This window comes from Flavobacterium sp. CECT 9288 (genome assembly GCF_918731615.1).
Lineage (GTDB): Bacteria > Bacteroidota > Bacteroidia > Flavobacteriales > Flavobacteriaceae > Flavobacterium.
The window spans coordinates 287148-311992 of sequence record NZ_OU957226.1 but is presented as its reverse complement, the minus strand read 5'-3'; the positions used below and the strand labels follow the sequence as shown (position 1 = coordinate 311992).

At 37.2% G+C, this 24845-nt stretch carries 21 protein-coding genes and 1 riboswitch; of the genes, 1 reads left to right on the top strand and 20 read right to left on the bottom strand.

From position 1 onward, the window contains the following. Positions 1 to 107: 107 nt before the first annotated feature. From LQ189_RS01340 to LQ189_RS01315, 6 genes are all read right to left on the bottom strand, one after another. Positions 108 to 773 (bottom strand): hypothetical protein, encoded by a 666-nt coding sequence (locus tag LQ189_RS01340; protein WP_230153965.1) that lies wholly within the window; start codon positions 771 to 773, stop codon positions 108 to 110. Between the two features lie 94 nt (positions 774 to 867). Next, on the bottom strand, positions 868 to 1950 hold the full coding sequence (locus LQ189_RS01335; RefSeq protein WP_230153964.1) for a bifunctional 3-deoxy-7-phosphoheptulonate synthase/chorismate mutase type II: 1083 nt from the start codon (positions 1948 to 1950) through the stop codon (positions 868 to 870). A 112-nt stretch (positions 1951 to 2062) separates the two neighbouring features. Next, on the bottom strand, positions 2063 to 2917 hold the full coding sequence (locus tag LQ189_RS01330; protein ID WP_230153963.1) for a prephenate dehydrogenase: 855 nt from the start codon (positions 2915 to 2917) through the stop codon (positions 2063 to 2065). Positions 2918 to 3095: 178 nt separating this feature from the next. Next, positions 3096 to 4241, bottom strand: coding sequence for an aminotransferase class I/II-fold pyridoxal phosphate-dependent enzyme (locus tag LQ189_RS01325; protein ID WP_230153962.1), 1146 nt, complete (start codon positions 4239 to 4241; stop codon positions 3096 to 3098). Between the two features lie 43 nt (positions 4242 to 4284). Beyond that, on the bottom strand, positions 4285 to 5112 hold the full coding sequence (locus LQ189_RS01320; protein ID WP_230153961.1) for a prephenate dehydratase: 828 nt from the start codon (positions 5110 to 5112) through the stop codon (positions 4285 to 4287). Between the two features lie 389 nt (positions 5113 to 5501). Then, positions 5502 to 6749, bottom strand: a complete 1248-nt coding sequence (locus tag LQ189_RS01315) for a dicarboxylate/amino acid:cation symporter (RefSeq protein WP_230153960.1) — start codon at positions 6747 to 6749, stop codon at positions 5502 to 5504. 188 nt (positions 6750 to 6937) lie between these two features. On the opposite strand from LQ189_RS01315, the gene gldA reads away from it, so the two are divergent. Beyond that, positions 6938 to 7834 carry a gliding motility-associated ABC transporter ATP-binding subunit GldA gene (gene gldA / locus LQ189_RS01310; RefSeq protein ID WP_166136147.1) on the top strand — a complete coding sequence of 299 codons (897 nt, stop codon included), beginning with the start codon at positions 6938 to 6940 and terminating at the stop codon, positions 7832 to 7834. 103 nt (positions 7835 to 7937) lie between these two features. Here the strand turns inward: gldA and metF are convergent, their stop codons facing one another. From metF to LQ189_RS01240, 14 genes are all read right to left on the bottom strand, one after another. Further along, positions 7938 to 8894 (bottom strand): methylenetetrahydrofolate reductase [NAD(P)H], encoded by a 957-nt coding sequence (metF, locus tag LQ189_RS01305; RefSeq protein WP_230153959.1) that lies wholly within the window; start codon positions 8892 to 8894, stop codon positions 7938 to 7940. A gap of 80 nt (positions 8895 to 8974) precedes the next feature. Beyond that, positions 8975 to 11653 (bottom strand): methionine synthase, encoded by a 2679-nt coding sequence (gene metH, locus LQ189_RS01300; RefSeq protein WP_230153958.1) that lies wholly within the window; start codon positions 11651 to 11653, stop codon positions 8975 to 8977. Between the two features lie 502 nt (positions 11654 to 12155). Continuing rightward, positions 12156 to 12596: a hypothetical protein gene (locus tag LQ189_RS01295; protein WP_166136135.1), complete on the bottom strand. Its 441-nt coding sequence runs from the start codon at positions 12594 to 12596 to the stop codon at positions 12156 to 12158. 27 nt (positions 12597 to 12623) lie between these two features. Beyond that, the gene (locus LQ189_RS01290) at positions 12624 to 13625 is read right to left on the bottom strand and encodes a homocysteine S-methyltransferase family protein (RefSeq protein ID WP_230153957.1); all 1002 of its coding nucleotides are present in this window, start codon (positions 13623 to 13625) and stop codon (positions 12624 to 12626) included. A 249-nt stretch (positions 13626 to 13874) separates the two neighbouring features. Beyond that, positions 13875 to 13987: riboswitch (SAM riboswitch) on the bottom strand. A gap of 174 nt (positions 13988 to 14161) precedes the next feature. Continuing rightward, positions 14162 to 15214 carry an NAD(P)/FAD-dependent oxidoreductase gene (locus LQ189_RS01285; RefSeq protein ID WP_230153956.1) on the bottom strand — a complete coding sequence of 351 codons (1053 nt, stop codon included), beginning with the start codon at positions 15212 to 15214 and terminating at the stop codon, positions 14162 to 14164. A 230-nt stretch (positions 15215 to 15444) separates the two neighbouring features. Beyond that, the gene (locus LQ189_RS01280; protein ID WP_166136126.1) at positions 15445 to 16023 is read right to left on the bottom strand and encodes a bifunctional precorrin-2 dehydrogenase/sirohydrochlorin ferrochelatase; all 579 of its coding nucleotides are present in this window, start codon (positions 16021 to 16023) and stop codon (positions 15445 to 15447) included. Positions 16024 to 16025: 2 nt separating this feature from the next. After that, positions 16026 to 16799 (bottom strand): uroporphyrinogen-III C-methyltransferase, encoded by a 774-nt coding sequence (gene cobA / locus LQ189_RS01275; RefSeq protein ID WP_230153955.1) that lies wholly within the window; start codon positions 16797 to 16799, stop codon positions 16026 to 16028. Then, entirely contained in the window at positions 16792 to 18882 is a 2091-nt protein-coding gene (locus LQ189_RS01270) for a nitrite reductase (protein WP_230153954.1), read from the bottom strand. The genes cobA and LQ189_RS01270 overlap by 8 nt, the downstream gene beginning before the upstream one ends. A gap of 95 nt (positions 18883 to 18977) precedes the next feature. Further along, positions 18978 to 20222 carry a sulfate adenylyltransferase subunit 1 gene (locus tag LQ189_RS01265; RefSeq protein WP_230153953.1) on the bottom strand — a complete coding sequence of 415 codons (1245 nt, stop codon included), beginning with the start codon at positions 20220 to 20222 and terminating at the stop codon, positions 18978 to 18980. Positions 20223 to 20373: 151 nt separating this feature from the next. Next, positions 20374 to 21273, bottom strand: coding sequence for a sulfate adenylyltransferase subunit CysD (gene cysD, locus LQ189_RS01260; protein ID WP_144891585.1), 900 nt, complete (start codon positions 21271 to 21273; stop codon positions 20374 to 20376). Positions 21274 to 21331: 58 nt separating this feature from the next. After that, positions 21332 to 22072: a phosphoadenylyl-sulfate reductase gene (locus tag LQ189_RS01255; RefSeq protein ID WP_255667911.1), complete on the bottom strand. Its 741-nt coding sequence runs from the start codon at positions 22070 to 22072 to the stop codon at positions 21332 to 21334. Positions 22073 to 22083: 11 nt separating this feature from the next. After that, positions 22084 to 22986: a sulfite exporter TauE/SafE family protein gene (locus LQ189_RS01250; RefSeq protein WP_086453339.1), complete on the bottom strand. Its 903-nt coding sequence runs from the start codon at positions 22984 to 22986 to the stop codon at positions 22084 to 22086. A 114-nt stretch (positions 22987 to 23100) separates the two neighbouring features. Then, positions 23101 to 23511: an Rrf2 family transcriptional regulator gene (locus LQ189_RS01245; protein ID WP_086453336.1), complete on the bottom strand. Its 411-nt coding sequence runs from the start codon at positions 23509 to 23511 to the stop codon at positions 23101 to 23103. Positions 23512 to 23611: 100 nt separating this feature from the next. Continuing rightward, positions 23612 to 24784: a PLP-dependent aspartate aminotransferase family protein gene (locus LQ189_RS01240; protein ID WP_230153951.1), complete on the bottom strand. Its 1173-nt coding sequence runs from the start codon at positions 24782 to 24784 to the stop codon at positions 23612 to 23614. Between the last annotated feature and the right edge of the window lie 61 nt (positions 24785 to 24845).

The window sequence follows — 24845 nt, the reverse complement described above, 5'->3', positions numbered from 1 at the left end:
TATCCCGACACTTCGGGATAAAATTTGGCGTTTTTTTGTACTATCCTAAAAGAAAAATCCCTTTAACTATATTATGTCAAAGGGATATAAATTTTAAAAAACTGATTTTACTTTTGATAAGGAAAATTCCTCCCCACTTTTCGCATCATTCTTTCCATCATAGCTGCTGGTGAACTCATAACATCTTCAGCCATTTGTTTATAAAATCTCCACACTAATCCTCCATCAGTTCCATTATTAATTTGCATTGTTAATCCTCCTGTAGCAACCTTTCCAGTACCAAAACCTATTAGTAGTGTTTTTACAATTGCTACGCCTTCACTTCCAGTTTTTTCATATGCGTAAGAACATTTAATAACAGCATCAACACCTAATGTTTTTGCTAAATCCTCAGGAGCAATTTCTGAAAAATTTTCATATTGATTTGCTTTTTTTAATAACATATTTGTTCTTTCAACATCTTGAACTTCTACGGTAAAATCTGAAGATTTTCTTAACAAATAAGTATAAAGTCCACTTTGCATTTGAAAACTCATACTTTTTTCTTCCTCTTTTCTTGATTCTTCAGTATATCCCTTTGGCAATTTTTTGTAGGCAATTGTTGCGTTTACAGGCAAAATAGCCACTGTTTTGTGGTTTGCAATAAGTGCTGCCATGTTAGGGGATTCATAAATTTGTTTTTCCTGTGAGAAACTCTGTGCAGTAAGTATTAAACAAATAAAAACAAAAAGAGTTTTAAAACTAAGGTTCAAAGGCAATAATGAAAGCTTCATAAATTATATTTTTTTAATTTAATATTGGTGCACCAATATTACAAAAAAAACCTACAAGTAAATTGTAGGTTTTTATTATTTATACTAAAAAAAATTAAGCATTCAACACCTTATCTTGATGGCTGATACTTTCTTGGTGAATGGCCTTGAATAATTTTAAAACAAATTCTTCTGAAAGTCCTTTGGTTTCTCCATCTAAAATCATTTTACCTAAAATTTCGTTCCAACGGTTGTTTTGCAAAACAGCTACGTTAGCTGCTTTTTTCACCACACCAATTTCATCAGCTACTTTCATACGTTTGCCTAAAAGCTCTAGCAAAGTGGCATCTAAAACGTCAATGTTAGCACGTAGTTTTTTCATTTTTTGAGTGAAATCATCTGATACATCATCAATTTTACGAACTTTCAAATCAATAAAAATTTGTTTCAATGCATCTGGTGTTACTTGCTGTGCGGCATCACTCCAAGCATTATCTGGATCAATGTGCGTTTCAATAATCATTCCGTCATAATTCAAATCTAAGGCTTCTTGCGTTACCTCTAAAATCATTTTGCGATCACCAGTAATGTGCGAAGGATCTATAATTAATGGCAAATCAGGGAATTTATTTTGCAATTCAATAGCAATTTGCCATTCTGGAATATTGCGGTATTTTGTTTTCTCATACGTCGAGAAACCTCTGTGAATTACTCCTAATTTCTCAATTCCTGCATTGTACAAACGTTCTACTCCACCTAACCACAAAGATAAATCTGGATTTACAGGATTTTTTACCAAAACAATTTTATCTGTTCCTGCTAATGCATCAGCAATTTCCTGAACTGCAAAAGGGTTTACCGTTGTTCTAGCTCCTATCCACAGCACATCAATGTCATATTCTAAAGCTAATTTCACGTGAGCAGCATTGGCTACTTCAGTTCCCATTAGCAAACCTGTTTCTTCTTTGGCTTTCTTCAACCACTTCAAACCTATTTCGCCCACTCCTTCAAATCCTCCCGGACGCGTTCTTGGTTTCCAGATTCCTGCTCTAAAAACACTTACATCTGAATCCTTTAACTCATGTGCAATTTTCAATACTTGGTCTTCGGTTTCAGCACTGCATGGCCCTGCTATCACTAATGGGTGGGTCAAATTAAATGCTTCCAACCAGTTTCTCATTTCTTTTTTATTTTCCATCTTTTCTAAATTTTTCCCCACCCCAGCCCTTTCGCCGTGGCGAATAAGGGAGCCGAAAATGGATGATTGTTGTTAATTATTTTTAGTTGTTTTCTAGTTCCCCCTTCGGGGGTTAGGGGGCTTTCATGCCATTCAATATTTCTTTAATCTTATTTACGCTTTCCATTTCATTGTAAATCGCCTCGTAATCCTCATTCTCTAAAAGCTCCTTAAATTTAGATAAATTCAAGATATATTCATTCAAAGTTTTTACGACTTGCTTTCTATTTTGCTTAAAAATGGGTGTCCACATCGCTGGCGAACTTTTAGCGAGACGCACGGTACTTTCAAAACCAGAACCTGCCATATCAAAAATATCCTGCTCGTGTTTTTCCTTGTCAATGACTGTTTTTCCTAACATAAAAGCACTGATGTGGGACAAATGCGACACATACGCAATGTGTTTATCGTGTGATTTTGGATCCATGTACCGAATGCGCATTCCCATTTCTTGAAACAAGGCCAAGGCGCGCTCTTGTAATTTAAAAGTCGTTTTCTCTACCTCACAAATAATGTTTGTTTTGCCTTGAAACAACCCTTTTATCGCTGCCGATGGTCCCGAAAACTCCGTTCCAGCAATAGGATGCGTAGCTATAAAATTTCTCCTTTTGGCGTGGTTGGCTATAGCTTCACAAATAGGTAATTTTGTCGAACCCACCTCAAAAACAATCGTTTGGTCTCCTATTGACTCCAAAACTTGTGGTACAACCGTGAGCGCTATATCTACAGGAACCGAAACAATCACAAAATCAGCATGTATTAAATCTGTAAATGTTGCCATTTCATCAATAACACCCAATTCAATTGCCTGATCCAAATGCTTTTCATTGGTGTCAATCCCATAAATTGTGGCATTAGGATACAAATCTTTAATATCCAACACCATCGAACCACCTATCAAGCCTATGCCTATTACAAATACTTTCATTTTTCTGTTTTTTATCCGAAGCTTATCCTGCTATCCGTTGCAATCTTTCCTGCCGAACACCGGCAGCAAAGGATTTCCACTACTATCAGGGCTAAGGAATTTCGTTCTCGAGAACATTTTTTTCTTAAAATGATCTTTATTTTCAACTCTACGACATGAAAGATTAATCAAGTCCTTACTAAAATCGACTGATAGCTTCCCTAATTTTTTCTTCTTCAACACACAAAGCAAACCGAATGTACCCTTCTCCATTACTCCCAAAAATAGTTCCCGGTGTAATAAAAATTGATTTCTCATGCAAGATTTTATCAATAAACACCTCTGCTGATGTAACTCCAGCGGGTAACTTTGCCCAAACAAATAAACCAACACCTTCTTTATACACTTTACAACCCAATTTTTCAGCGAGTTCCTCTGTTACAATTCGTCTTTTTTTATAGATTTCATTCATAGCATCAAACCAAGCCTTATCACTTTTTAAAGCTTCAACAGCTCCTTTTTGAATTCCGTAAAACATGCCGCTATCCATATTGCTTTTTACTTTCAAAACCGCATCAATAGCATTGGCGTTTCCTAACACCATTCCTACTCTCCAACCCGCCATGTTAAAAGTTTTACTCAAAGAATTCAGTTCTAAAGCTACATCCTTTGCTCCTTCTACTTGCAACAAACTCATCGGCTTGTCATTCAAAACAAAACTATATGGATTGTCGTTCACCAATAAAATTTCATGTTTTACAGCAAAAGCGACTAATTTTTCAAACAATTCTAAGCTACCACGAGCTCCCGTTGGCATGTGCGGATAGCCAATCCACATGATTTTTACCTTGGTTAAATCCAATTGCTCCAAAGCTTCAAAGTCCGGCTCCCACTGGTTTCCTTCTTTCAAATCATAATATACTGGAACCGCTCCAACTAAATTGGTCACTGATGTGTACGTAGGATAACCTGGATTCGGAATCAAAACATGATCGCCTTCATTCAAAAATGCCAGCGAAATGTGCATAATTCCTTCCTTAGAACCCATCAAAGGCAAAATTTCTGTTATAGGGTTGAGTGTTACACCATAATTTTTGGCATAAAAAGCAGCCATGCCCTCGCGCAACTCTGGTAAACCTTGATAACTCTGGTATTGATGTGCGTTTTCATCTCGCATCGCAGCTACAATTGCAGCTACAATTGCAGGCGCCGGTTGTAAATCTGGACTGCCAATTCCCATATTAATGATGGGTTTGCCTTCGGCTGCAAGTTGCCTTACTTCTCTCAATTTGGAGGAGAAATAGTATTCTTCAATAATATGGAGACGCTTTGCTGTGGTAATCATGTGTAAATTTTTATATCTGTGTAACTTGGTAACTCGAGGCTCTTTATATTTTAGTATTCTTGTATTCGCCCAAGACTTTAAAGTATTCGGCCATAATATTCAATAACGATTTTGCTTTAGCATAATCTTCGTATTTCTCAAATGTGACATCCACAAAAAAGGAATATTTCCATGGTGTTTCAATTTTGGGCAAAGATTGAATCTTAGTTAAATTCAATTTACAATCACTCATTACGTTTAAAACTGCTGCTAAACTCCCGCGTTTGTGATCCAGTTCAAATTTTATCGATGCTCTGTTAATTTCACTTTCAGGAACAAATGAATTTTCTTTTTTGATAATCACAAAGCGCGTCATGTTGTTCTTAATCGTCTGGATTTCTGGTGCAATAATTTCCAAATCATACATTTCCGAAGCTGTTTTACTTGCAATTGCCGCTATTCCTTTCAGTTGTTTTTCTTGAATTCTTCGTGCTGTCTCAGCAGTATCTTTATCCTCAACCAATTTGATATTGGGATATTTTTTCAAGAAATCCATACATTGTAATAATGCCATCGGATGCGAATGTACTTCGAGAATATCTTCAATTTTTTGACCTTTCAACGCCATTAAATTTTGATGAATATTCAAATAATGCTCACCAATTATGTGTAAATTATTCTTGTCAATTAAGGCATAATTGGGAATAATTGGACCCGCAATAGAGTTTTCGATGGCCATAATTGCTTGCTCTGACTTGCCTGCTAACAAGCTGTCTACCAATTCCTCAAAAGACAAACACTCGTCAAGAACAAATTCATGATTGAAATATTCTTGTGCCACTTGATGATGAAACGAGCCCGTAATGCCTTGTATTCCTATTATTGTATTCATTTTACACACTTTTAAGCAAAAAAAAATCCCGATTTGCATCGGGATTGTATATCTATAATATTAATTTAATTTTTAATTAAATAACCATACAACAATCCCTTTCTACCTTCCAGAAGAAAAAATAAGAGTTGCTAAAATAAAATCGGTTATTCAACATGATGTTGTCTTTTTTTGTATTTATTACTTTGCGAATATATACATATTTTTTTACTGCACCCAAAAAAAAGTTGATTTTATGTCACAAAAAAGAGATTCGCTAAAAAGTTGGTTATTAATTATGTAATGTTTAAAAAAAGGCTTTAAAAATACCATTCATACAACGGTAATTCTTGCATTGTAAGGTAAAAACAAGCCTTAGTAATGCTGCAACACACAATATTGAAAGTGATTTACACTAGAACTTTTTCAGAAAGCCACTTTTTCCCTTCAGCAATTCTTGCCACTAACATTGCCGAAATCAAATCTCCATTAGCATTTAATAAAGTTGCCATTGGATCCACCAAAGTTCCAATAATCATTGCTGCTGGCAAAGCTTGTTCCATAGGGAAACCATAAACTGTTATGGCTAGGATTTCGCCTATGTAGCCGCCATTAGGAATTCCGCCCTCTACAACAGAAACCACAACTGTAATTCCCAAAGCGGTGAGAATCGTAATTGGATCCGTAAAATCCTTACCAAACATGGCAAAAATAACGGCTATCTTGATAATGGAGGACATACTCGAACCATCTTTATGCAAGGGTGCACCCAATGGAATAACGACATTCCTAATGTGAGCAGGAATATTCATTTTTTCGGCACCGTCAAGATTGGCAGGAATGGTAGCAATACTACTGCACGTACCAATGGCTGTTAACGAAGGTGTTATGTTGTTTTTCCAAAACACTTTAAACCCTAATTTGCCACCCGCCATGTAGGCATACAAACTAAAGAATACGATGAAGTAAAAAGCACAAACAGCATAATAAAGCCCTAGCGGCTTGGCATAAGCACCAAACAATTGCGGACCAAAAATACCCACCTGATAAGCAAAATAGGCACCTAAACCTACAGGCGCTGTTTGCATAATAATGTGAAGCAATTGTTTCATTACTTCGTTACCAGATTGTAAAAACCTACTGAAATCATTGCCTTTTTCACCAGATTGTAAGCTGGCAAAGCCTACTAAAAAGGAAAAAAGAATGAGTGCCAACATGTTTTTCCGGGACAACAATTCATAAAAATCTCCTGTGGTTAGCAATTGGGTTATCTGGGAGCCAGTACTATTTTCGGCTACAATTTCTAACGGAATTTTAGAAATGATAATATCTTGATGGATTGGAAAAATCAAAACTCCAACTACCATAAGGATTGCAGAAACCAAGACCGTAAACAAAAAGACTCCAATTACGATTAAGAATAACTTTCCTAGTTTTTCGGTTTTTTCTAAAGTAGCAATTGATGCCGATATGGTAAAAAACACTAATGGAATGATAGCCGTAAACAACAAATTTAGAAAAATGTCTCCCAAAGGTTTCAAAACCTCCACCTCTTTACCAAAAACCAAACCTAATATACTTCCTGCAAGGATACCACCAAGAAGCAACATAATACTTTTGTAATTTTTCAAGAAACCTCCTGATCCTATGTCTTTCATGTGTCTTTTGAGCTATTTTTAGTAAATATAGAAATCTAAATGATAGCGGTGCAATCACAATGCTACTTTTTTATCATTTCGAATAGAAGTACTCGCAACTATTCGTGAAAAAATTATTCATGAATTAGTAGGCAATCGAACAACAAATCCATTCATTTTCTGTTTACTTTTGCAACAAATAATTCATCATGTCAATAGCAGTAAATAACATTTCCAAAAGCTACGGTGCTCAAAAAGCATTAGATAACATTTCATTTTCAATTAACAAAGGAGAAATTGTTGGTTTTTTAGGTCCAAATGGAGCTGGAAAATCGACTTTGATGAAAATTTTAACTACCTACATTACCGCTGATGAAGGAACTGCCACGGTAAACGGGCAGGATGTAAACACCAATCCAAAAGCCGTACAACTTTCTATTGGGTACTTGCCGGAGCACAATCCGTTGTATTTGGATTTGTATGTTCGTGAATATTTAGCCTTTAACGCTGATGTGTACAAAGTTGCCAAATCTCGAATCGAAGAGGTAATTCAATTGACTGGTTTAAGTACCGAAAGCCACAAAAAAATAGGCCAACTCTCTAAAGGGTACCGCCAGCGTGTGGGATTGGCCAATGCGTTACTGCATAATCCTGATGTTTTAATCCTGGATGAGCCTACAACTGGTTTAGATCCGAATCAGTTGATGGAGATTAGAAACGTAATTAAAAACGTGGGAAAAGACAAGACTGTTTTTCTTTCTACACACATTATGCAAGAGGTTGAGGCAATTTGTGATCGCGTAATCATCATCAACAATGGAAAAATTGTTACTGATAAAAAACTAGACAACTTAATTTCTGAAGATAAAGAACAAGTCATTGAAGTGGAATTTGATTTTCAAGTCGAGGAACAATTGATTTCTAAAATTGAAAATCTTGTTTCGTATGTAAATGTTCACGATATGATGTGGGAACTGACTTTTAAATCAGATAAAGACATGCGTTCTGTAGTCTTTGATTTTGCTCAAAACAATGGTTTGAAAACTTTACAACTCAATCAAAAGAATAAAAATTTAGAAGCGGTGTTTAGAGAGATTACGAAATAGTTGGCAGTGTTCAGTTATATTCTCGAATAAAATACAAATTATAAAAAAAGCTTCCAGTTCTCCAAGGCGAACTGGAAGCTTTTAAACTATAAAGAATAAATTGCTAAAAAAGTTGACTCGCAATTTGGCGAATATTTTCTGATTTACCCATCGAATAATAATGCAAAACAGGAACTCCTGCAGCCTTTAGTTCGCGGGATTGCTGAATAGCCCATTCAATTCCCACTTGTTTCACATCGGCATTTGTTTTGCATTTGTCTACTGCATCAATTAAATCTTCTGGCAAATCAATTCGGAATATTTGCGGCAAAATTTGCAAATGCCTTTGTACCGCCAGTGGCTTAATGCCCGGAATAATAGGTACTGTAATTCCCATTTCTCTGGCTTTGGCAACAAATTCAAAATATTTAGCATTATCAAAAAACATTTGTGTCACCACATAATCAGCACCCGCATCCACTTTTTCTTTTAACCTTTTCAAATCGGACAGTAAGGATGGAGATTCCAAATGTTTTTCAGGATATCCAGCCACACCAATACAAAAATCAGCCTTATTATCCACATGCATCACTTCATGCAAATACTTGCCTTCGTTCAATAATTTGATTTGCTGCACTAGATCAATAGCAAAGTGATTACCTCCCACTTTTGGAACAAAGGATTGTTCGTCCTTCATAGCATCACCACGCAACGCCATCACATTATTGATGCCCAGATAATGACAATCTACTAGTAAGTACTCTGTTTCTTCTTTGGTAAAACCACCGCACAATACATGAGGCACCGTATCTACGTTGTATTTGTGTGTTATCGAAGCGCAAATTCCAAGGGTTCCTGGTCGCATTCTGGTTAGCTTTTTATCCAATAAACCATTGCCTTTATCCACATAAATAAACTCCTCACGTGAGGTAGTCACATCAATAAATGGCGGTTTGAACTCCATCAGCGGGTCAATGTTGTCATACAATTCTTGAATACTTTTCCCTTTTTGAGGAGGGATAATTTCAAATGAAAACAAAGTTTCTCCTTTTGCTTTTTCTATATGTTGTGTTACTTTCATTTTAAGTCTTAAAGTTTGAGAGTCAAAAGTCGAAAGCCAAGTCTGTTTTAGACTTTATGACTTTTGACTTTATGACTAAATTAGTCTGCTATATTCGGGTTCAACCATTTCATGGCTACATCGGTCGAAACATTTCTTCGTTTGGCGTAGTCAATTACTTGGTCTTCTTTAATTTTTCCGAGTCCAAAATACTTACTTTCTGGATTCCCAAAGTAATAACCCGATACTGATGAAGCCGGCCACATAGCCATACTTTCGGTTAAGGTTACTCCAATTTCTTCCGCAACATTTAATAACTTCCAAATCGTGGGTTTCTCTAAATGATCCGGACAAGCTGGATATCCTGGTGCTGGTCGAATTCCTTTATAAACCTCATCAATCATATCTTCGGTAGATAAATCTTCGTTTGCGGCATAACCCCAAAATTCTTTACGCACTTTCTCGTGCAAATATTCAGCAAAAGCCTCTGCGAAACGATCAGCAAGCGCTTTCACCATAATCGAATTATAATCATCTAAATCCTTTTCAAATTCTGCCGCCCATTCGTCCACACCAAAACCAGTGGTTACACAAAAAGCTCCCATATAATCCACTTTCCCACTTTCTTTTGGCGCAATAAAATCAGACAAAGCGATGTTAGGCGCACCTTTGGTTTTTTGAGATTGTTGGCGAAGGGTTAAAAAAGTTATCGGTTGTGAGTTATCGGTTATTGGTTGCAACTCAATATCATCATCATTGATTTGATTCGCCGGAAAAATTCCGTAAACGCCTTTCGCTGTTAACTTTTTCTCCTCCAAAATCACTTTCAACATTGCTTGTGCATCCGCAAAAACCGAAGTCGCTTGTTCGCCTACTACCTCATCAGTTAAAATAGCTGGATATTTTCCAAACAATTCCCAAGTTCTAAAAAACGGCGTCCAATCGATATATGGTACTAAAGTTTCTAAATCTACTTCTACGATTTGCTTGCCAATTACTTTAGGTTTCACGGGCGTAAAATTATCCCAATCCAATTGCAATTTATTCTTTCGGGCTTGCTCAATGGTCAAGAAATTCTTGTCGCGGGAACGATTCAAAAACGTTTCTCTAAACGCATCGTATTCGGCACGAATATCACTTGCATATATTTTTCGGTTGTGATCCAATAAATTACCCGCTACCGTTACCGCTCTCGATGCATCGTTAACGTGAATTACCGTTTGGCTGTATTGAGGCGCAATTTTCACGGCTGTATGCGCACGCGAAGTTGTAGCACCGCCAATCATGACTGGAATTTTCAATCCTCTTTTATCCAATTCCTTAGCGAGATACACCATTTCGTCAAGAGATGGCGTAATTAATCCACTCAATCCAATAATATCTACTTCGTGCTCAATAGCTGCAGCAATGATTTTTTCTGGAGGCACCATTACACCTAAATCGACAATCTCATAATTATTACAAGCCAGTACCACCGAAACTATATTTTTTCCAATATCATGAACATCACCTTTTACGGTAGCCATCAGGATTTTTCCGTTCCCAGATTTGTCCCCAACTTGCTTTGCCGCTTCAATAAACGGCAAAAGATAAGCTACTGCTTTTTTCATCACACGTGCCGATTTCACCACTTGTGGCAAAAACATTTTACCCGAACCAAACAAATCACCCACAACATTCATTCCCGTCATCAAGTTGATTTCGATCACCTCAATGGGTTTTGTAGCAGCTTGCCGCGCTTCTTCAACATCTTCTTCAATAAACGCATCCACTCCTTTTACTAATGAGTGCGTGATTCTTTCTTGAACGGTTCCTGAACGCCATTCTTGAACTACTGCTTCATTGGTTTTTGTACCATCTCCTTTTACATTCTCGGCAAAATCAAGCAAACGCTCAGTCGCATCGTCGCGACGATCCAGAATCACATCTTCAACATGTTCCAATAAATCCTTTGGAATATCGTCATAAATAGTCAACATTTCTGGGTTTACAATCCCCATTGTCATTCCGTTTTGAATGGCGTGGTACAAGAAAACCGAGTGCATCGCTTCCCGAACCGTGTCGTTCCCTCTAAATGAAAACGAAACGTTACTCACCCCACCACTGATGTGAGCGTGTGGTAAATTTTCGCGAACCCACTTGGTTCCTCTAAAGAAATCCAACGCATTCAAGCGGTGCTCTTCCATACCTGTTGCTACTGGAAAAATATTCAAATCGAAGATGATATCTTGCGGCGGAAATCCAATTCCCACCAAAATATCATACGAACGCTGACAAATTTCAACACGCCTTTCGTAATTATCCGCCTGACCCACTTCGTCAAAAGCCATCACAATTACCGCCGCTCCGTAACGCTTGATCAATTTAGCATGGTGAATAAAAGCTTCTTCGCCTTCTTTCAACGAAATCGAATTCACTACACATTTCCCTTGTACGACTTTCAAACCGGCCTCAATGATTTCCCATTTTGAGCTGTCAATCATAATCGGCACACGCGAAATATCCGGTTCAGCCGCAATTAAATTCAGGAATTTTGTCATCGCATATGCGCCATCAAGCATTCCTTCATCCATATTGATATCGATGATTTGTGCACCGCCTTCTACTTGCTGGCGCGCAATATCAAGCGCGTCATCGTATTTTTCTTCCTTAATCAATCGAAGAAATTTTCTCGAACCCGTCACATTGGTTCGTTCCCCTACATTCACAAATACACTTTCCGGCGTAATGATTAAGGGTTCTAATCCTGATAATACTAGGTTTCTTCTTTTTTCTGCCATTTCTTTATTTTGAGTTACTCCGTTACTAAGAAACTTAGACTGAGTTTTTATTTTTTTATTTATTGCAAAGTTTTCGAAACCTTACCATTTTATTTCAATTCATTTTTGGGCGTGTCCCTCCAAAAAAAGTCGGGTCGGGCTATTCGTTTCAAGTCCTCAATCAATTCCGTTAGCACTCCATTGACCAGCGGGCTTTCCACTACTATCCCTCACGCGGGCATTATGCTAACAACACACTTCTTTTTTATATTGATTCTTCCGTTTCTTTATTCTTCATTTTTTTATATTCTTCATTTTTGTCATTCTGAGGAACGAAGAATCTAAACAAGTCGCTCACATAATAAAGATTATTCATTCAGTTCGCTATCACTTGGGCGTTCGTTCCTCAAAATTGCAAGCTGTACTTTAAATAAGTTTTATCGCTGAATAAAACTATTTTACTTACCTATACTTCCTTTGACTTGCGTAATAGATGCATTGGAATAAAATATCATAATCGCTATCACTGCCATTTTGATTTTTCTAGATATCGACTAGTTACATTTCCATCGTATACATAATATTTAGTCCAAGTAAAACCATTTTTAACAAGAGTAAGGGAATCGGGCTTCAATTCTTTATCTAAAAAAATATAATTCCCTTTCGGATTATTTAAATCATACTTCACTTTGTAAAACTTATTTAAAATTTCATCTCCTCCCATCGTATTTCTCTGAGAGATAAACTTACCATCCACATAAAAGCAATAGATTAATAATCTTTGTCTACCGACCTTTTTAAACTTCGTTGTTAAACCAATTGCTTCGCCCTTAAATGTTTCTTTGTAGGTATCAAACTTTGTTTTTCTCGAGATATCAAATAAAATATATATTATTGCCAAGGTAAGAGAACATAGCAGTATCCATTTCAAATTCTTAAAATTATCAATAGTCTTTTCCTCCATTTTTTAATAAACTAAATTATCTTAACATTACATCACCGCGGTCGAAACCCTCGGTTTGTATTCCTTGGCGATATCGGCAATTAATTTGATGTGTGCTGGTGTTGTTCCGCAACAACCGCCTATAATGTTGACCAAATTATCATCGAGATATTCTTTGATAAAAGCTTGCATCTGTTCTGGTGTTTCGTCGTATTCTCCAAAGGCATTAGGTAAACCTGCATTAGGATGCGCCGACACGTTGAAAGACGTGTTTTGCGACAAGGTTTGTAAATACGGCTTGAGCAAATCGGCACCGAGGGCGCAATTGAATCCTACACTCAACAACGGTATGTGCGATACTGAAACTAAAAAAGCCTCAACGGTTTGTCCCGAAAGTGTTCTTCCGGAAGCATCGGTTATCGTACCAGAGACCATAATAGGAATATCAAGATTGCGTTCGTCTTTTACTTCTTCAATGGCAAAAAGTGCTGCTTTGGCATTTAAGGTATCAAAAATAGTTTCTACCAAAAGTAAATCGCAACCACCATCCATAAGCGCTTCTACTTGTTGCTTGTACGCAATGCGCAAATCATCAAAAGTTACAGCTCTGTAACCGGGATCGTTTACATCTGGTGACATGCTTGCTGTTCTGTTCGTGGGTCCAATGGAACCCGCTACAAAACGAGGTTTATCTGGATTTTTAGCGGTAAATTCATCGGCTACTTCGCGGGCTATTTTGGCCGACTCATAGTTCAATTCATACACATATTCTTCCAGATAGTAATCGGCCATACCGATGGTGGTTCCTGAGAAGGTATTGGTTTCAACAATATCAGCTCCGGCTTCAAAATATGCGGCGTGAACGTCTTTTATAGCTTGTGGCTGCGTGAGCGACAATAAATCATTGTTTCCTTTTAGCGAATGCGGAAAATCCTTGAAACGTTCTCCTCTAAAATCTTCTTCGGAGAAATTGTAACGTTGCAACATGGTTCCCATAGCTCCATCAAGGATGAGTATGTTTTTTGTAATGGCTTCGTGAATGCTTGACATAACTTTTTATTTCTTGTATATCACAATTTGAAATGGTGATTTTTACTTTTGATTAGTATTTCCAAAAGTTCCCAATTTTTCTTTATAGCCCTGATGGCAGCGGCATCCTTTTTATTCGCCTTTTTTCGGCGAATAAAAAGATATAGCGAACAGCAGGAACGATCATGGCTGAAAAGCGCCATTAATCTGCTCTAAAAAATTCGATATGTTGTCAAGAAAAGGTTTGAGAAATACTGTAGAAGTATTCTTGTGTTATCTATCTTTGATACTGGTTGTATAAAGTAGAATGTAGCACCTTCTTTAAAAATAAAGGGTTGCTAAGGTTTCATTGGGTCTTTTCCCTCCGCCTTTCGTGATAACTTTCAATAAATATAGGAACAGTGCAAAGGAACGACATAGCGCTAACAATTGCAAGTATTTTTTTTAAAGATTGTAGCTTAGTTTGTTGCAAAACTTTAAAATAAAAAAAGGTTCTGAATTGCTAAGATTTTAACCAACCTTAGCAATTCAGAACCTTTGTGACGCTGCAACTTTATTTACACGATTGCTTTTACAACCGCTTTTGGAGCTTCTTTACGAGTTCCGTCAAAACCATCTACACCAGAAACGGTAGTGTATTTTAACACATAACGCTTTCCTGGATTAATGATTTGGTAGGCCGCTTGACACATTAATGTGGCTTCGTGGAATCCGCACAAGATTAATTTTAATTTTCCTGGATAGGTATTTACGTCACCAATGGCGAAAATTCCAGGAATATTGGTTTGGTAATCTAAGGAGTTGTTTACTTTGATGGCGTTCTTTTCGATTTCTAATCCCCAGTCGCCGATAGGACCTAACTTTGGCGTAAGACCAAAAAGCGGAATAAAATAATCGGTTTCGATGGTGCGTTGTGCTCCATTTTCCTCGACTACAACTGCCTCAAGATGCTCAGCTCCTTTTAAGCCAACTACTTCACCTGGCGTAATCATTTTTATTTTACCTGAAGACTTAAGCTCTTGTACTTTTTCTACCGAGTCTAAAGCACCACGAAACTCATTGCGACGGTGAATCAAAGTCACTTCTGAAGCTACATTTGACAAAAAGATACTCCAATCTAGAGCTGAATCACCACCTCCAGCGATAACCACACGCTTGTCACGGAATTTCTCTGGATTTTTAATGAAGTATTTAATTCCTTTGTCTTCGTAAAATTCGATATCCTCAATCAATGGCTTTCTTGGTTCAAAACTACCTAATCCACCAGCAATAGCAATAACTGGAGCATGGAATTTCTTGCCTTTGTTTGAAGTCACAATAAATGTTCCGTCTTCTTGTTTTTCGATGGTTTCTGCACGTTCACCTAAGGTAAAACCTGGTTCGAACTGCTTGATTTGCTCCATTAAATTATCTACTAAATCACCAGCCAATACTTCTGGAAATCCAGGAATATCATAAATAGGCTTTTTAGGATATAACTCTGATAACTGCCCACCCGCTTGTGGTAAAGCATCTAAAATATGGCATTTTAATTTTAATAATCCTGCTTCAAAAACTGCAAATAAACCTGTTGGCCCCGCGCCAATAATGAGTATGTCTGTTTTAATCATTTTGATTTAATTTAGTATCCTTTGTTTTGCTTCCAATTGTAATTGTAGGCTGTTATGGAAATTGTTAATTGTGTTTATCTATGTTATTGTAATGAACCTAGGTGCTCAATCCTTTAAATTTTAATTGAGTACAAATATCACCATTCTGTTTAGTTAAAAAAACAGAAATCGATTATTAAGAACTATTACATCTTATCTTTTTTCTAGGAACTTAAGATTGTGTCTTGTGCTTACTTTGCTTTAAGCGTCTCTGTGATTTCATTCATTTTCTGAACTTTTTCCTCAAAATTTCCTTTCAGTGTTTTGCGATATTCATTGAGGTTTTCGACCATTTTATTAATATCGTCTGGAATTATTTCTTCAAAAAATTCTCGCAGTCGTTTGGCTGTAGTGGGTGATTTCCCGTTGGTTGAAATGGCAATTTTCACATTCCCTTTGGTTACAATTCCGCCCAAATAATAATCACACAATGGCGGTGTATCAGCAATGTTGCAAATCAAATATCTTTTTCGGGACAAATCATAAATCCTCTTGTTCACCTTTAAATCATCGGTACAGGCAATCACCATGTGGCGTTTACGGAGCATCCAGCGATTGAATTTTTTATAGGTCAACTTCACTGTTGGGTGACTTGCAGCCAAGGTTTCTAACTCTGGTAAAAACCAAGGCGCCACTACCTCAACATTGGCATTGGGACTGGATTTCAACAGAAACGATAGTTTTTCTAAACCCACATTTCCGCCACCCACAATGAGCACATTGAGGTTGTGTAATTTTAAAAAAATTGGATATAATTCGTTTCTCTCCACTGTTATTTCAATTCTTTGGCTATGAATTCTTCGTAAAAGCCTTTTAATTTATTGCTCTCTTTAACAACCTCGCCAATGACGATAATGGCAGGCGAACTTAATTGTTGTTGCGCCACCACTTGCTCAATGGTGTTGATGGTTCCAACCCCAATTTTTTCCTGAGGAGTGGTTCCATTTTGAATAATAGCAACCGGTGTTTCACCTTTAGATTCTTTTTGGAACAAATCGATAATCTGAGTGAGTTTGCTCATTCCCATTAAAATAACCACCGTTGCTGATGATTGTGCAGCCAAAGCCACATCATTTGATAATTTTCGATCAGAAGTTGTACCTGTAATTACCCAAAAACTTTCAGAAACGCCTCTTTTGGTCAATGAAATCCCTTGATAAGCCGGAACAGCAATCGAGGATGATATTCCAGGCACCACCGATGTAGGGATACCAAAACTTTCTATAAAATCAATTTCTTCACTTCCGCGTCCAAAAATAAAAGGATCGCCTCCTTTTAGTCGAACCACATGCCCGTACGTTAAGGCATTGTCTACAATCAATTGGTTGATTTGATCTTGCGAATATTCATGACAGCCTTTGCGTTTCCCTACAAAAATCTTAATCGCTTTTTTGGGAGCATACGTCAAAATCTCCTCGTTAGCCAAGGCGTCGTACAATACCACATCCGCTTCTGCTAATGCTTTGGCTCCTTTGATCGTCAGTAAATCCGGATCTCCAGGACCCGCACCAACTAATGTTACGATGGGTAGTTTCTTTTTAAGCATCAGCTAAGTCTTTATTTCTATACGCTTCGATGGCATCAAAAAACACAATGGCATCTTGAATGTACTTTTTAGCAAATTCAGCAGAAGGTTCATTTTGATTGATTTGATACACAAGTTCACGCAAAGAAGATTGCAATTGAATTGTATTTGTAGCCACAAAAACGGTATCAAACAAGTCGATAATTCCCGCTTGGTGGTTTGTTTTTTGGTTTTCAGCCAGTAATAATGCTTTGGCTCCATTGACAAATCCGGCGTACGCCAAATAAATTGCATCCGACCATTTTGCATCTTCAAAAGCTTCTTGAGCAAAAGTCAATTTTTCTTTCGCTTCAAATAATAAGGTTGCTACCAAGTCAATTACAACTCCCGCACATTCTCCTACTCCAACTGCTTTTACATAATTATCTGCATTTCCCCAGTCAATAAAATCAGCTTCGGTTAGATTGGTTACATCAGCTAATGGTTTCAAAAATTCGTAAAAATATTTTTCGCCTTGAGCGTCATAATAATTCAAGAACGATTGTCCGTTTGCATTGGCTTCGAAATCATTTAAAATCAATCGCAAAGCATCTGGTCCTCTTCGGCTCGGGATTTTGATTACTTTATCAGAGAATCTTCCGTTTCCATTTCCTAAATTTCCTCCTCCTAATAAAACTTGCAAGGCTGGGGCTACTAATTTACCCGCATTGATTGACATTCCTTGAAAGCCAATTTCGGCCATATTGTGTTGCCCGCAAGCGTTCATACAACCACTAATTTTAATAGTAATTTCGCGGTTGTTGCTGTACTGCGGATATTCAGCAGTTAAAACACGTTCTAACTCTACTGCAATTCCGGTACTGCTCGCAATTCCTAAGTTACACGTATCAGTTCCAGGACAAGCTGTAATATCAGCAATCGTGTTGTAGCCTGTGGTTACAAAATCTAATTTGGCTAATTCTTGGTAAAAGAAAGGAAGGTTTTCCTCTTTTACGTGACGAATTAAAATATCTTGACGCAACGTAAAACGCAATTCGTTTGCTGCATAATTTTTTATCAAATGCGCTAATTCTCTCGCTTTATCGGTATAAAAATCACCTAATTGAACTTTGATTCCTATAGCTACATAACCCACTTGTTTTTGCGGAATTACATTTGTTTTTTTCCACGCTTCAAAAGCTGCTGTATCTTCAATTTCGACTTTTGGAACTTCTAATAATGGTGTTCCAATAGCACCCTCAAAAGCAGTAGTATCGATTTCAACAGTTTGGTGAGACAAGGCTTTTTTCTCTTCGTCTACCAATCGTAAAAATTCGTCTTTCCCTATTTCTTTCAACAAAAATTTCAATCGTGCTTTTAAACGTTTGGCTCTTTCACCGTAGCGGTCAAAAATTCTTAAAATTCCTTCGGTAGTAGGAATGATTTGATTGGCCGGAATAAACTCTGTCAGCAATTCGGCATGACTCGGTTGTGAACCTAAACCTCCGCCTAACATTACTTTGAAACCTTTTATACCGTCTACAATTTTTGGAATAAATCCTAAATCATGTAAATAACTCAATCCCGTATCTTTATCAGATGATGAAAAAGACATTTTGAATTTACGTCCCATTTCTTGACAAACCGGATTTCTCAAGAAAAACTGAAACATCGCATGCGCATACGGAGACACATCAAAAGGTTCCTCTGGATCAATTCCTGCTGTTTCACTAGCGGTAATATTTCGAACTGTATTTCCACAAGCTTCTCTCAGGGTAACATCGTCTTTTTCTAACTCAGCCCAAAGTTGCGGTGTTCTATCTAAACTCACATAATGAATTTGGATATCTTGACGCGTCGTAATGTGCAAACGCCCTGTTGAATACTCATCAGAAACTTTTGTGATGCGCAGGAGTTGCTCGCTAGTTACTTTACCAAAAGGCAACTTGATACGAATCATTTGTACGCCTTCCTGACGCTGCCCGTAAACGCCACGTGCTAAACGCAGACTACGAAAACGCTCGTCGTCAATTTTTCCGTCACGGAATAAAGCAATTTTTCTTTCTAAATCGATTATGTCTTTTTGAACAATCGGATCTTCAATTTCGGTTCTAAAACTTTCCATTTGTTATAAGCTATTAGCTATTAGCTTTGGGCTGTTAGCTGTTTATGAAATTCATTTTACAATTTTGCTGAAGGCTTAAAGCCAATAGCTAAAGGTTATTTTATAAATCCTACTCCTGCTGTTGTGTTGGTTGTAGCATCAATTAAGATGAAGGCGCCATTTGATTTATTATCGTTATACGCATCAAAATAAATGGCTTTGCTTAACTTAATATTTACTTCGCCAATTTCGTTGATGGCTAGTTGAGAAGCTTCTGTTGTTCCTGAGAAATCAGTTGCAATCACATTTTTCACACTGTCAATCTTAGCCAAAACTCTATTGGTATTGTGTTGTACAAAATATTTAGCACCAGGAACTAACTTTTTACTGTCCATCCAGCATACGGTGGTGTTGATGTCTTTCTCTACTTTTGGCAATTCAGATGATTTTACAATCATGTCGCCTCTAGTTACATTGATATCATTTTCTAATTCGATGGTGATCGAAGAGCCCACAGCTGCTTCCTCAAATTGCTTGTCAAAAAAGTGAATATTTGTCACCACTGATTCTGTTAAAGATGGCAGTACCGTTACTGCATCACCCACTTTGATATTATTTCCGTACAATTTTCCGGCATAGCCTCTAAAATCGTGGTATTCTTCTGTTTTTGGTCGGATAACGGTTTGAACAGGGAAACGCGCTTTTCCTTTTTCATACACATCAGCTGGCTCTAACGCTTCTAGATGCTCCAAAATGGTTTGTCCTTGGTACCAAGGCATTCCGCCTATTGATTCTACAACATTATCACCTGTCAAAGCACTTAACGGAATGTAACTCACGTTCTGCTCTTTGAAAGTACTTTTAGCATTTAAGGCTTCAAAATCCGCTTTGATTTTATTAAAAACTTCTTCTGAATAATCCACCAAATCCATTTTGTTGATCGCCACAATGACCTCTTTTACTCTCAATAAATTATTGATAAAAAAGTGGCGGTAGGTTTGCTCAATTACGCCTTTACGAGCATCAATTAAAATGATTGACACTTGCGAGGTCGAAGCTCCGGTAACCATGTTACGCGTATATTCTACGTGACCAGGAGTATCTGCAATGATGTAACTTTTTTTAGCTGTCGAAAAATAAATATGCGCCACATCAATGGTAATTCCTTGTTCTCTTTCGGCTACTAAACCGTCTGTAGCCAAAGAAAAATCCAAATAATCATATCCTTTTTGCTTGCTGCTTTTTTCTATTGCTTCTAATTTATCTGTTGTCAACGATTGCGTATCATACAATAACCTCCCAATCAAGGTACTCTTACCGTCATCTACACTTCCTGCTGTTGCTATTTTTAAAACTTCCATCTGAATTTTGTTTAAAGTTTAAAAGTTTAAGGTTTCAAGTTTCCTCAAATTACCCTACCTACACTTTTAAATTTGATTTTTTTATTTTAAATGTTGAATTATAAATTCTAGGAACTTTTGAAAAATTCATAATTTATAATTTATAATTCTTTTAAAAGTATCCCTGTTGTTTTCTTTTTTCCATCGCTGCTTCCGAACGTTTGTCGTCAATTCTAGCGCCTCTTTCTGAAATTGTTGAAGATCTAATTTCACCCACTACTTCAGAAATTGTTGCAGCGTATGAATCAACTGCTGCCGTACAACTCATGTCTCCTACCGTTCTAAAACGAACAATGCGTTCCACGATTTCTTCGTTTTCTTCTTGGTACACAAATGGAGAGTGGGACCAAATCATTCCATCTCGTAAGAACACTTTACGCTTGTGCGAAAAATAAATCGATGGAATTTCAATTTGCTCTTGTTCGATGTAACTCCATACATCTAGCTCGGTCCAGTTCGAAATTGGAAAAACACGTACGTTTTGACCGTTCTCTATTTTTCCGTTCAACAAATCGAACAATTCAGGACGCTGATTTTTTTCGTCCCATTGACCAAAATCATCACGCACCGAAAATATACGCTCTTTGGCTCTGGCTTTTTCCTCGTCACGACGTGCTCCACCAATACACGCATCAAATTTGAATTCTTCGATAGCATCTAAAAGTGTTGTGGTTTGCAAGCTATTTCTGCTGGAATATTTTCCGGTTTCTTCAACCACTTTTCCTTGATCAATGGCGTCTTGCACATTGCGCACGATTAGTTCTAAACCTAGTTCAGCCACCAATTTATCTCTGAACTCAATGGTTTCCGGAAAATTATGCCCAGTGTCTACGTGTAACAACGGGAACGGAATCTTAGCTGGAAAAAAAGCTTTTTGCGCCAAGCGAACTAACGTAATCGAATCTTTTCCGCCTGAAAAAAGTAATACAGGTTTGTCAAACTGAGAAATTACCTCTCTGAAAATGTATATTGCTTCGCTTTCTAAAGCGTTTGTTTTTAATTGTGCACTCATATCTATCGGCCCCCTAACCCCCGAAGGGGGAACTGTTGGGGTATTTATTTTGTTATTATTAATTTTTCACTTCGTTAATTCCCCCTTTGGGGGCTAGGGGGCTATGCAACCCACATTCTTTATGACTGGATTCCCACCACCATCGTCCGGCTCTGATGTCTTCATCTGGAGTGATGGCTCTTGTACAAGGTGCACAACCTATACTTACAAATCCTTTTTTGTGCAATGCATTTTGTGGTACATTATTTTTTTCTAAATACTCTTCTACTTCTTGCAAAGTCCATTTTAATAATGGATTGAATTTGATAATTTCAAAATGCGCATCATATTCAAATAGTGCCAAATCATTTCTGTTTTCGGATTGCTCTGCTCTTAAGCCTGTAATCCAGACCGAATTTCCTTTTAAAGCTTTGCGCAAAGGCACTACTTTACGGATGGAGCAACATTCTTTTCTATTCTCAACTGATTCGTAGAAACTATTAGGTCCTTTAGTCTCTAATAAATTTTCTACTGCAGCTGCCTCGGGAAAAAATACTTTGATGTGTTGGTTGTATTTCTTTTGAGTTTTATGAAAAACATCATACGTTTCTTGAAACAATCGACCGGTATCCAATGTGAAAATTTGAATTTCAGCACCACTATTGGCAATCATTGCTGTAACTACTTGGTCTTCTTGACCAAAAGAGGTCGAAAAAACCACTTTATCTTTATACTCGGCAGCTAAATAAACAAACGTTTCCTCTAAACTAAGGTTTTTTGAATGCTCTACTAATGCCGCTACTAATTCTTTACTCATAATCTTATTTCGTTTTACAGCAGTTTTGATAAGGTTTTTAAACTCAAAAGAATAATTAAAACACCTACTAATATCATCATTGATTTCCTTGGAATCTTATTCACTAAAAATGCAGCTAATGGAGCTGCCATTACGCCTCCTAAAATCAATCCAATAATTACTTGCCATCCTTGAATACCTCCAAAAAGCATAAATGTTACTCCACTTGAAAAAGCTACTGCAAACTCTGCTGCGTTCACCGAGCCAATTGTATATCTGGGATTTCTTCCATTTCCTAATAAAGTAGAAGTCACTATCGGTCCCCATCCTCCGCCTCCTACAGCATCCATAAAACCTCCAAAAGTTGCCAAAATACCTAGTTTTTTAGTTTTCTTTTTTACCAGATTCTTTTTTAATGCTTTCCTAATAATGATCACTGCCAATCCAATCATGTACAAAGCAATAAATGGTTTTATTACTTCTCCATCAATCACATCCGACAACAAATAGGCACCTGTAACAGAACCCAAAACACCCGGAATTAACAAATGTCTTACTAGTTTTTTGTTGATGTTTCCAAAACGATGATGCGAAATTGCCGAAGCTCCTGTTGTAAACATTTCAGCCACGTGAACACCTGTACTACTGATGGCAGGCGGAATTCCGTACGCTAATAAAAATGAAGTTGAAGTTGCTCCATAACCCATTCCTAAGGTTCCATCTACTAACTGTGCAAAAACTCCAATACAGAAAAAAATTAAAAACTCTTGATCAAAACCGGCTATCAAGCCATCCACTGAAAATTCATCATGGTGGTTGTACACTAATGTTGCCAATAATCCTATCAACAAAATTGCAGGAACGAGCACCCATAACCGCTCTACAAAACTTGTTGCAGGGCTTTCGGTATTATTATTCACTTTTAATTCTTTATTCATTCCTTTCAATTCAACAAAATTCAATTTAAAAACTTTTACCCTATCGGGTTACTAGATTATTGTGTAAAAATAATATATTTACTTTAATTACAAAACATTATTTCTAATTAAAACTTAAAATGCAATATCTGCTAAACTATTATTTTCCAAAACCATAAGCGTATTATCACGCACTTCGGTCATTAATTTACGAACGGCGCAAGTGGCTTCATCAGTACAATCGTCACAAGGCTCGTAAAAATTATGACTGGCACACGGCAATAAGGCTATAGGCCCTTCCAGAATGCGATATACTTTAGCCATGCTGATGTCCTTCGGTTCTTTTATCAAATAATAACCGCCGCCTTTTCCTTTTTTGGCTCCCAGAAAACCAGAATGGCGCAACAACAATAAAATACTCTCTAAAAATTTGAGTGAGATATTTTCAGATTTGGCAATATCAGCAATAGCAACAGGCGTTTGGTCCTCTTGGCGAGCCAAGAAGGTCAAAGCCTTGATACCGTATTTTGTTTTTTTTGAGAGCATTTTACTGTTTTAGAATTGTATAAAAATATTCGCAAGTAATAAACCTAGCGTTGTTTGAACCAAAACTACAATCTAAAATCGTTAATCCCAAATCTATCCGTTACGAAAGCGCCTGCTCCAAATCGGCAATTACATCAGTTACGGTTTCTAAACCTACAGAAACACGAACCAGACCATCGGTAATACTCACCGCCAAACGTTCTTCGACAGATAATTTACTGTGTGTTGTTGAGGCTGGATGTGTAACAATAGTTCTCGTATCTCCTAAATTTGGCGAAAGCGAACACAATTTAATTTTATCTAAGAAAGCTCTTCCGGCTTCTAATCCTCCTTTTATTTCAAAAGCAACAATATTGCCACCCAACTTCATTTGCTTTTGTGCGATTTCATATTGCGGATGCGATTTCAAAAAAGGATATTTCACTTTATTCACCTGAGGATGATTCTCTAAAAACTCTGCTACTTTTAAGGCATTTTCGCAATGTCTGTCCAATCGAATGGCTAATGTTTCTAAGCTTTTTGACAATACCCACGCATTAAAAGGCGATAAAGAAGGTCCTGTAAGTCGGGAAAACAAATAGATTTTCTGAATCAAATCAGCATCACCAACTGTTATTCCACCCAAAACTCTCCCTTGACCATCCATTAATTTGGTAGCCGAATGCACCACTAAATGCGCTCCCCATTTGATTGGTTGCTGCAAATAAGGCGTTGCAAAACAGTTGTCAATAATTAAAATTAAATTGTGCTTTTTGGCAATATTTCCAAGCAATTCCAAATCAATAATATCAACAGCAGGATTGGTTGGTGACTCTGCAAAAAGAATTTTTGTGTCAGGCGTAATCAAACCTTCAATAGTCTCGGGTTGATTGATGTCAAAATACGAGGTTTGTATGTTCCATTTTGGAAAATAATTAATAAACAGTGAATGCGTGGCACCAAAAACACTGCTCGAAGAAACAATGTGATCTCCAGAATTCAATAAAGCAGCCAAGGTTGAATACACTGCTGCCATACCAGATGCAAAGGCAAAACCAGCTGCAGCACCTTCCATAGCGCATACTTTACTAATAAATTCGTTGTTATTTGGGTTGCTGTAACGGCTGTAAATATTCCTGTCTTTTTCCTCTGCAAATGAGGCACGCATGTCTTCGGCATCTTCAAATACAAAACTAGACGTGAGGTACAACGGCACCGAATGCTCTAAATATTGTGTTCTTTCTAACTGATTGCGTATGGCTTGGGTTTCGAAACCAAATTCTTGTTCGTTCATTTTAATAAGCTTTTAGCTATTGGCTTTTAGCTTATAGCTAATACCCAATGCAAATTATTAA

Bases quoted from the DNA above. Each gene is read 5' to 3' on its own strand.
- LQ189_RS01340 (WP_230153965.1), bottom strand. From the start codon at position 773: ATGAAGCTTTCATTATTGCCTTTGAACCTTAGTTTTAAAACTCTTTTT.
- LQ189_RS01335 (WP_230153964.1), bottom strand. From the start codon at position 1,950: ATGGAAAATAAAAAAGAAATGAGAAACTGGTTGGAAGCATTTAATTTG.
- LQ189_RS01330 (WP_230153963.1), bottom strand. From the start codon at position 2,917: ATGAAAGTATTTGTAATAGGCATAGGCTTGATAGGTGGTTCGATGGTG.
- LQ189_RS01325 (WP_230153962.1), bottom strand. From the start codon at position 4,241: ATGATTACCACAGCAAAGCGTCTCCATATTATTGAAGAATACTATTTC.
- LQ189_RS01320 (WP_230153961.1), bottom strand. From the start codon at position 5,112: ATGAATACAATAATAGGAATACAAGGCATTACGGGCTCGTTTCATCAT.
- LQ189_RS01315 (WP_230153960.1), bottom strand. From the start codon at position 6,749: ATGAAAGACATAGGATCAGGAGGTTTCTTGAAAAATTACAAAAGTATT.
- gldA (WP_166136147.1), top strand. From the start codon at position 6,938: ATGTCAATAGCAGTAAATAACATTTCCAAAAGCTACGGTGCTCAAAAA.
- metF (WP_230153959.1), bottom strand. From the start codon at position 8,894: ATGAAAGTAACACAACATATAGAAAAAGCAAAAGGAGAAACTTTGTTT.
- metH (WP_230153958.1), bottom strand. From the start codon at position 11,653: ATGGCAGAAAAAAGAAGAAACCTAGTATTATCAGGATTAGAACCCTTA.
- LQ189_RS01295 (WP_166136135.1), bottom strand. From the start codon at position 12,596: ATGGAGGAAAAGACTATTGATAATTTTAAGAATTTGAAATGGATACTG.
- LQ189_RS01290 (WP_230153957.1), bottom strand. From the start codon at position 13,625: ATGTCAAGCATTCACGAAGCCATTACAAAAAACATACTCATCCTTGAT.
- LQ189_RS01285 (WP_230153956.1), bottom strand. From the start codon at position 15,214: ATGATTAAAACAGACATACTCATTATTGGCGCGGGGCCAACAGGTTTA.
- cobA (WP_230153955.1), bottom strand. From the start codon at position 16,799: ATGCTTAAAAAGAAACTACCCATCGTAACATTAGTTGGTGCGGGTCCT.
- LQ189_RS01270 (WP_230153954.1), bottom strand. From the start codon at position 18,882: ATGGAAAGTTTTAGAACCGAAATTGAAGATCCGATTGTTCAAAAAGAC.
- LQ189_RS01265 (WP_230153953.1), bottom strand. From the start codon at position 20,222: ATGGAAGTTTTAAAAATAGCAACAGCAGGAAGTGTAGATGACGGTAAG.
- cysD (WP_144891585.1), bottom strand. From the start codon at position 21,273: ATGAGTGCACAATTAAAAACAAACGCTTTAGAAAGCGAAGCAATATAC.
- LQ189_RS01250 (WP_086453339.1), bottom strand. From the start codon at position 22,986: ATGAATAAAGAATTAAAAGTGAATAATAATACCGAAAGCCCTGCAACA.
- LQ189_RS01245 (WP_086453336.1), bottom strand. From the start codon at position 23,511: ATGCTCTCAAAAAAAACAAAATACGGTATCAAGGCTTTGACCTTCTTG.
- LQ189_RS01240 (WP_230153951.1), bottom strand. From the start codon at position 24,784: ATGAACGAACAAGAATTTGGTTTCGAAACCCAAGCCATACGCAATCAG.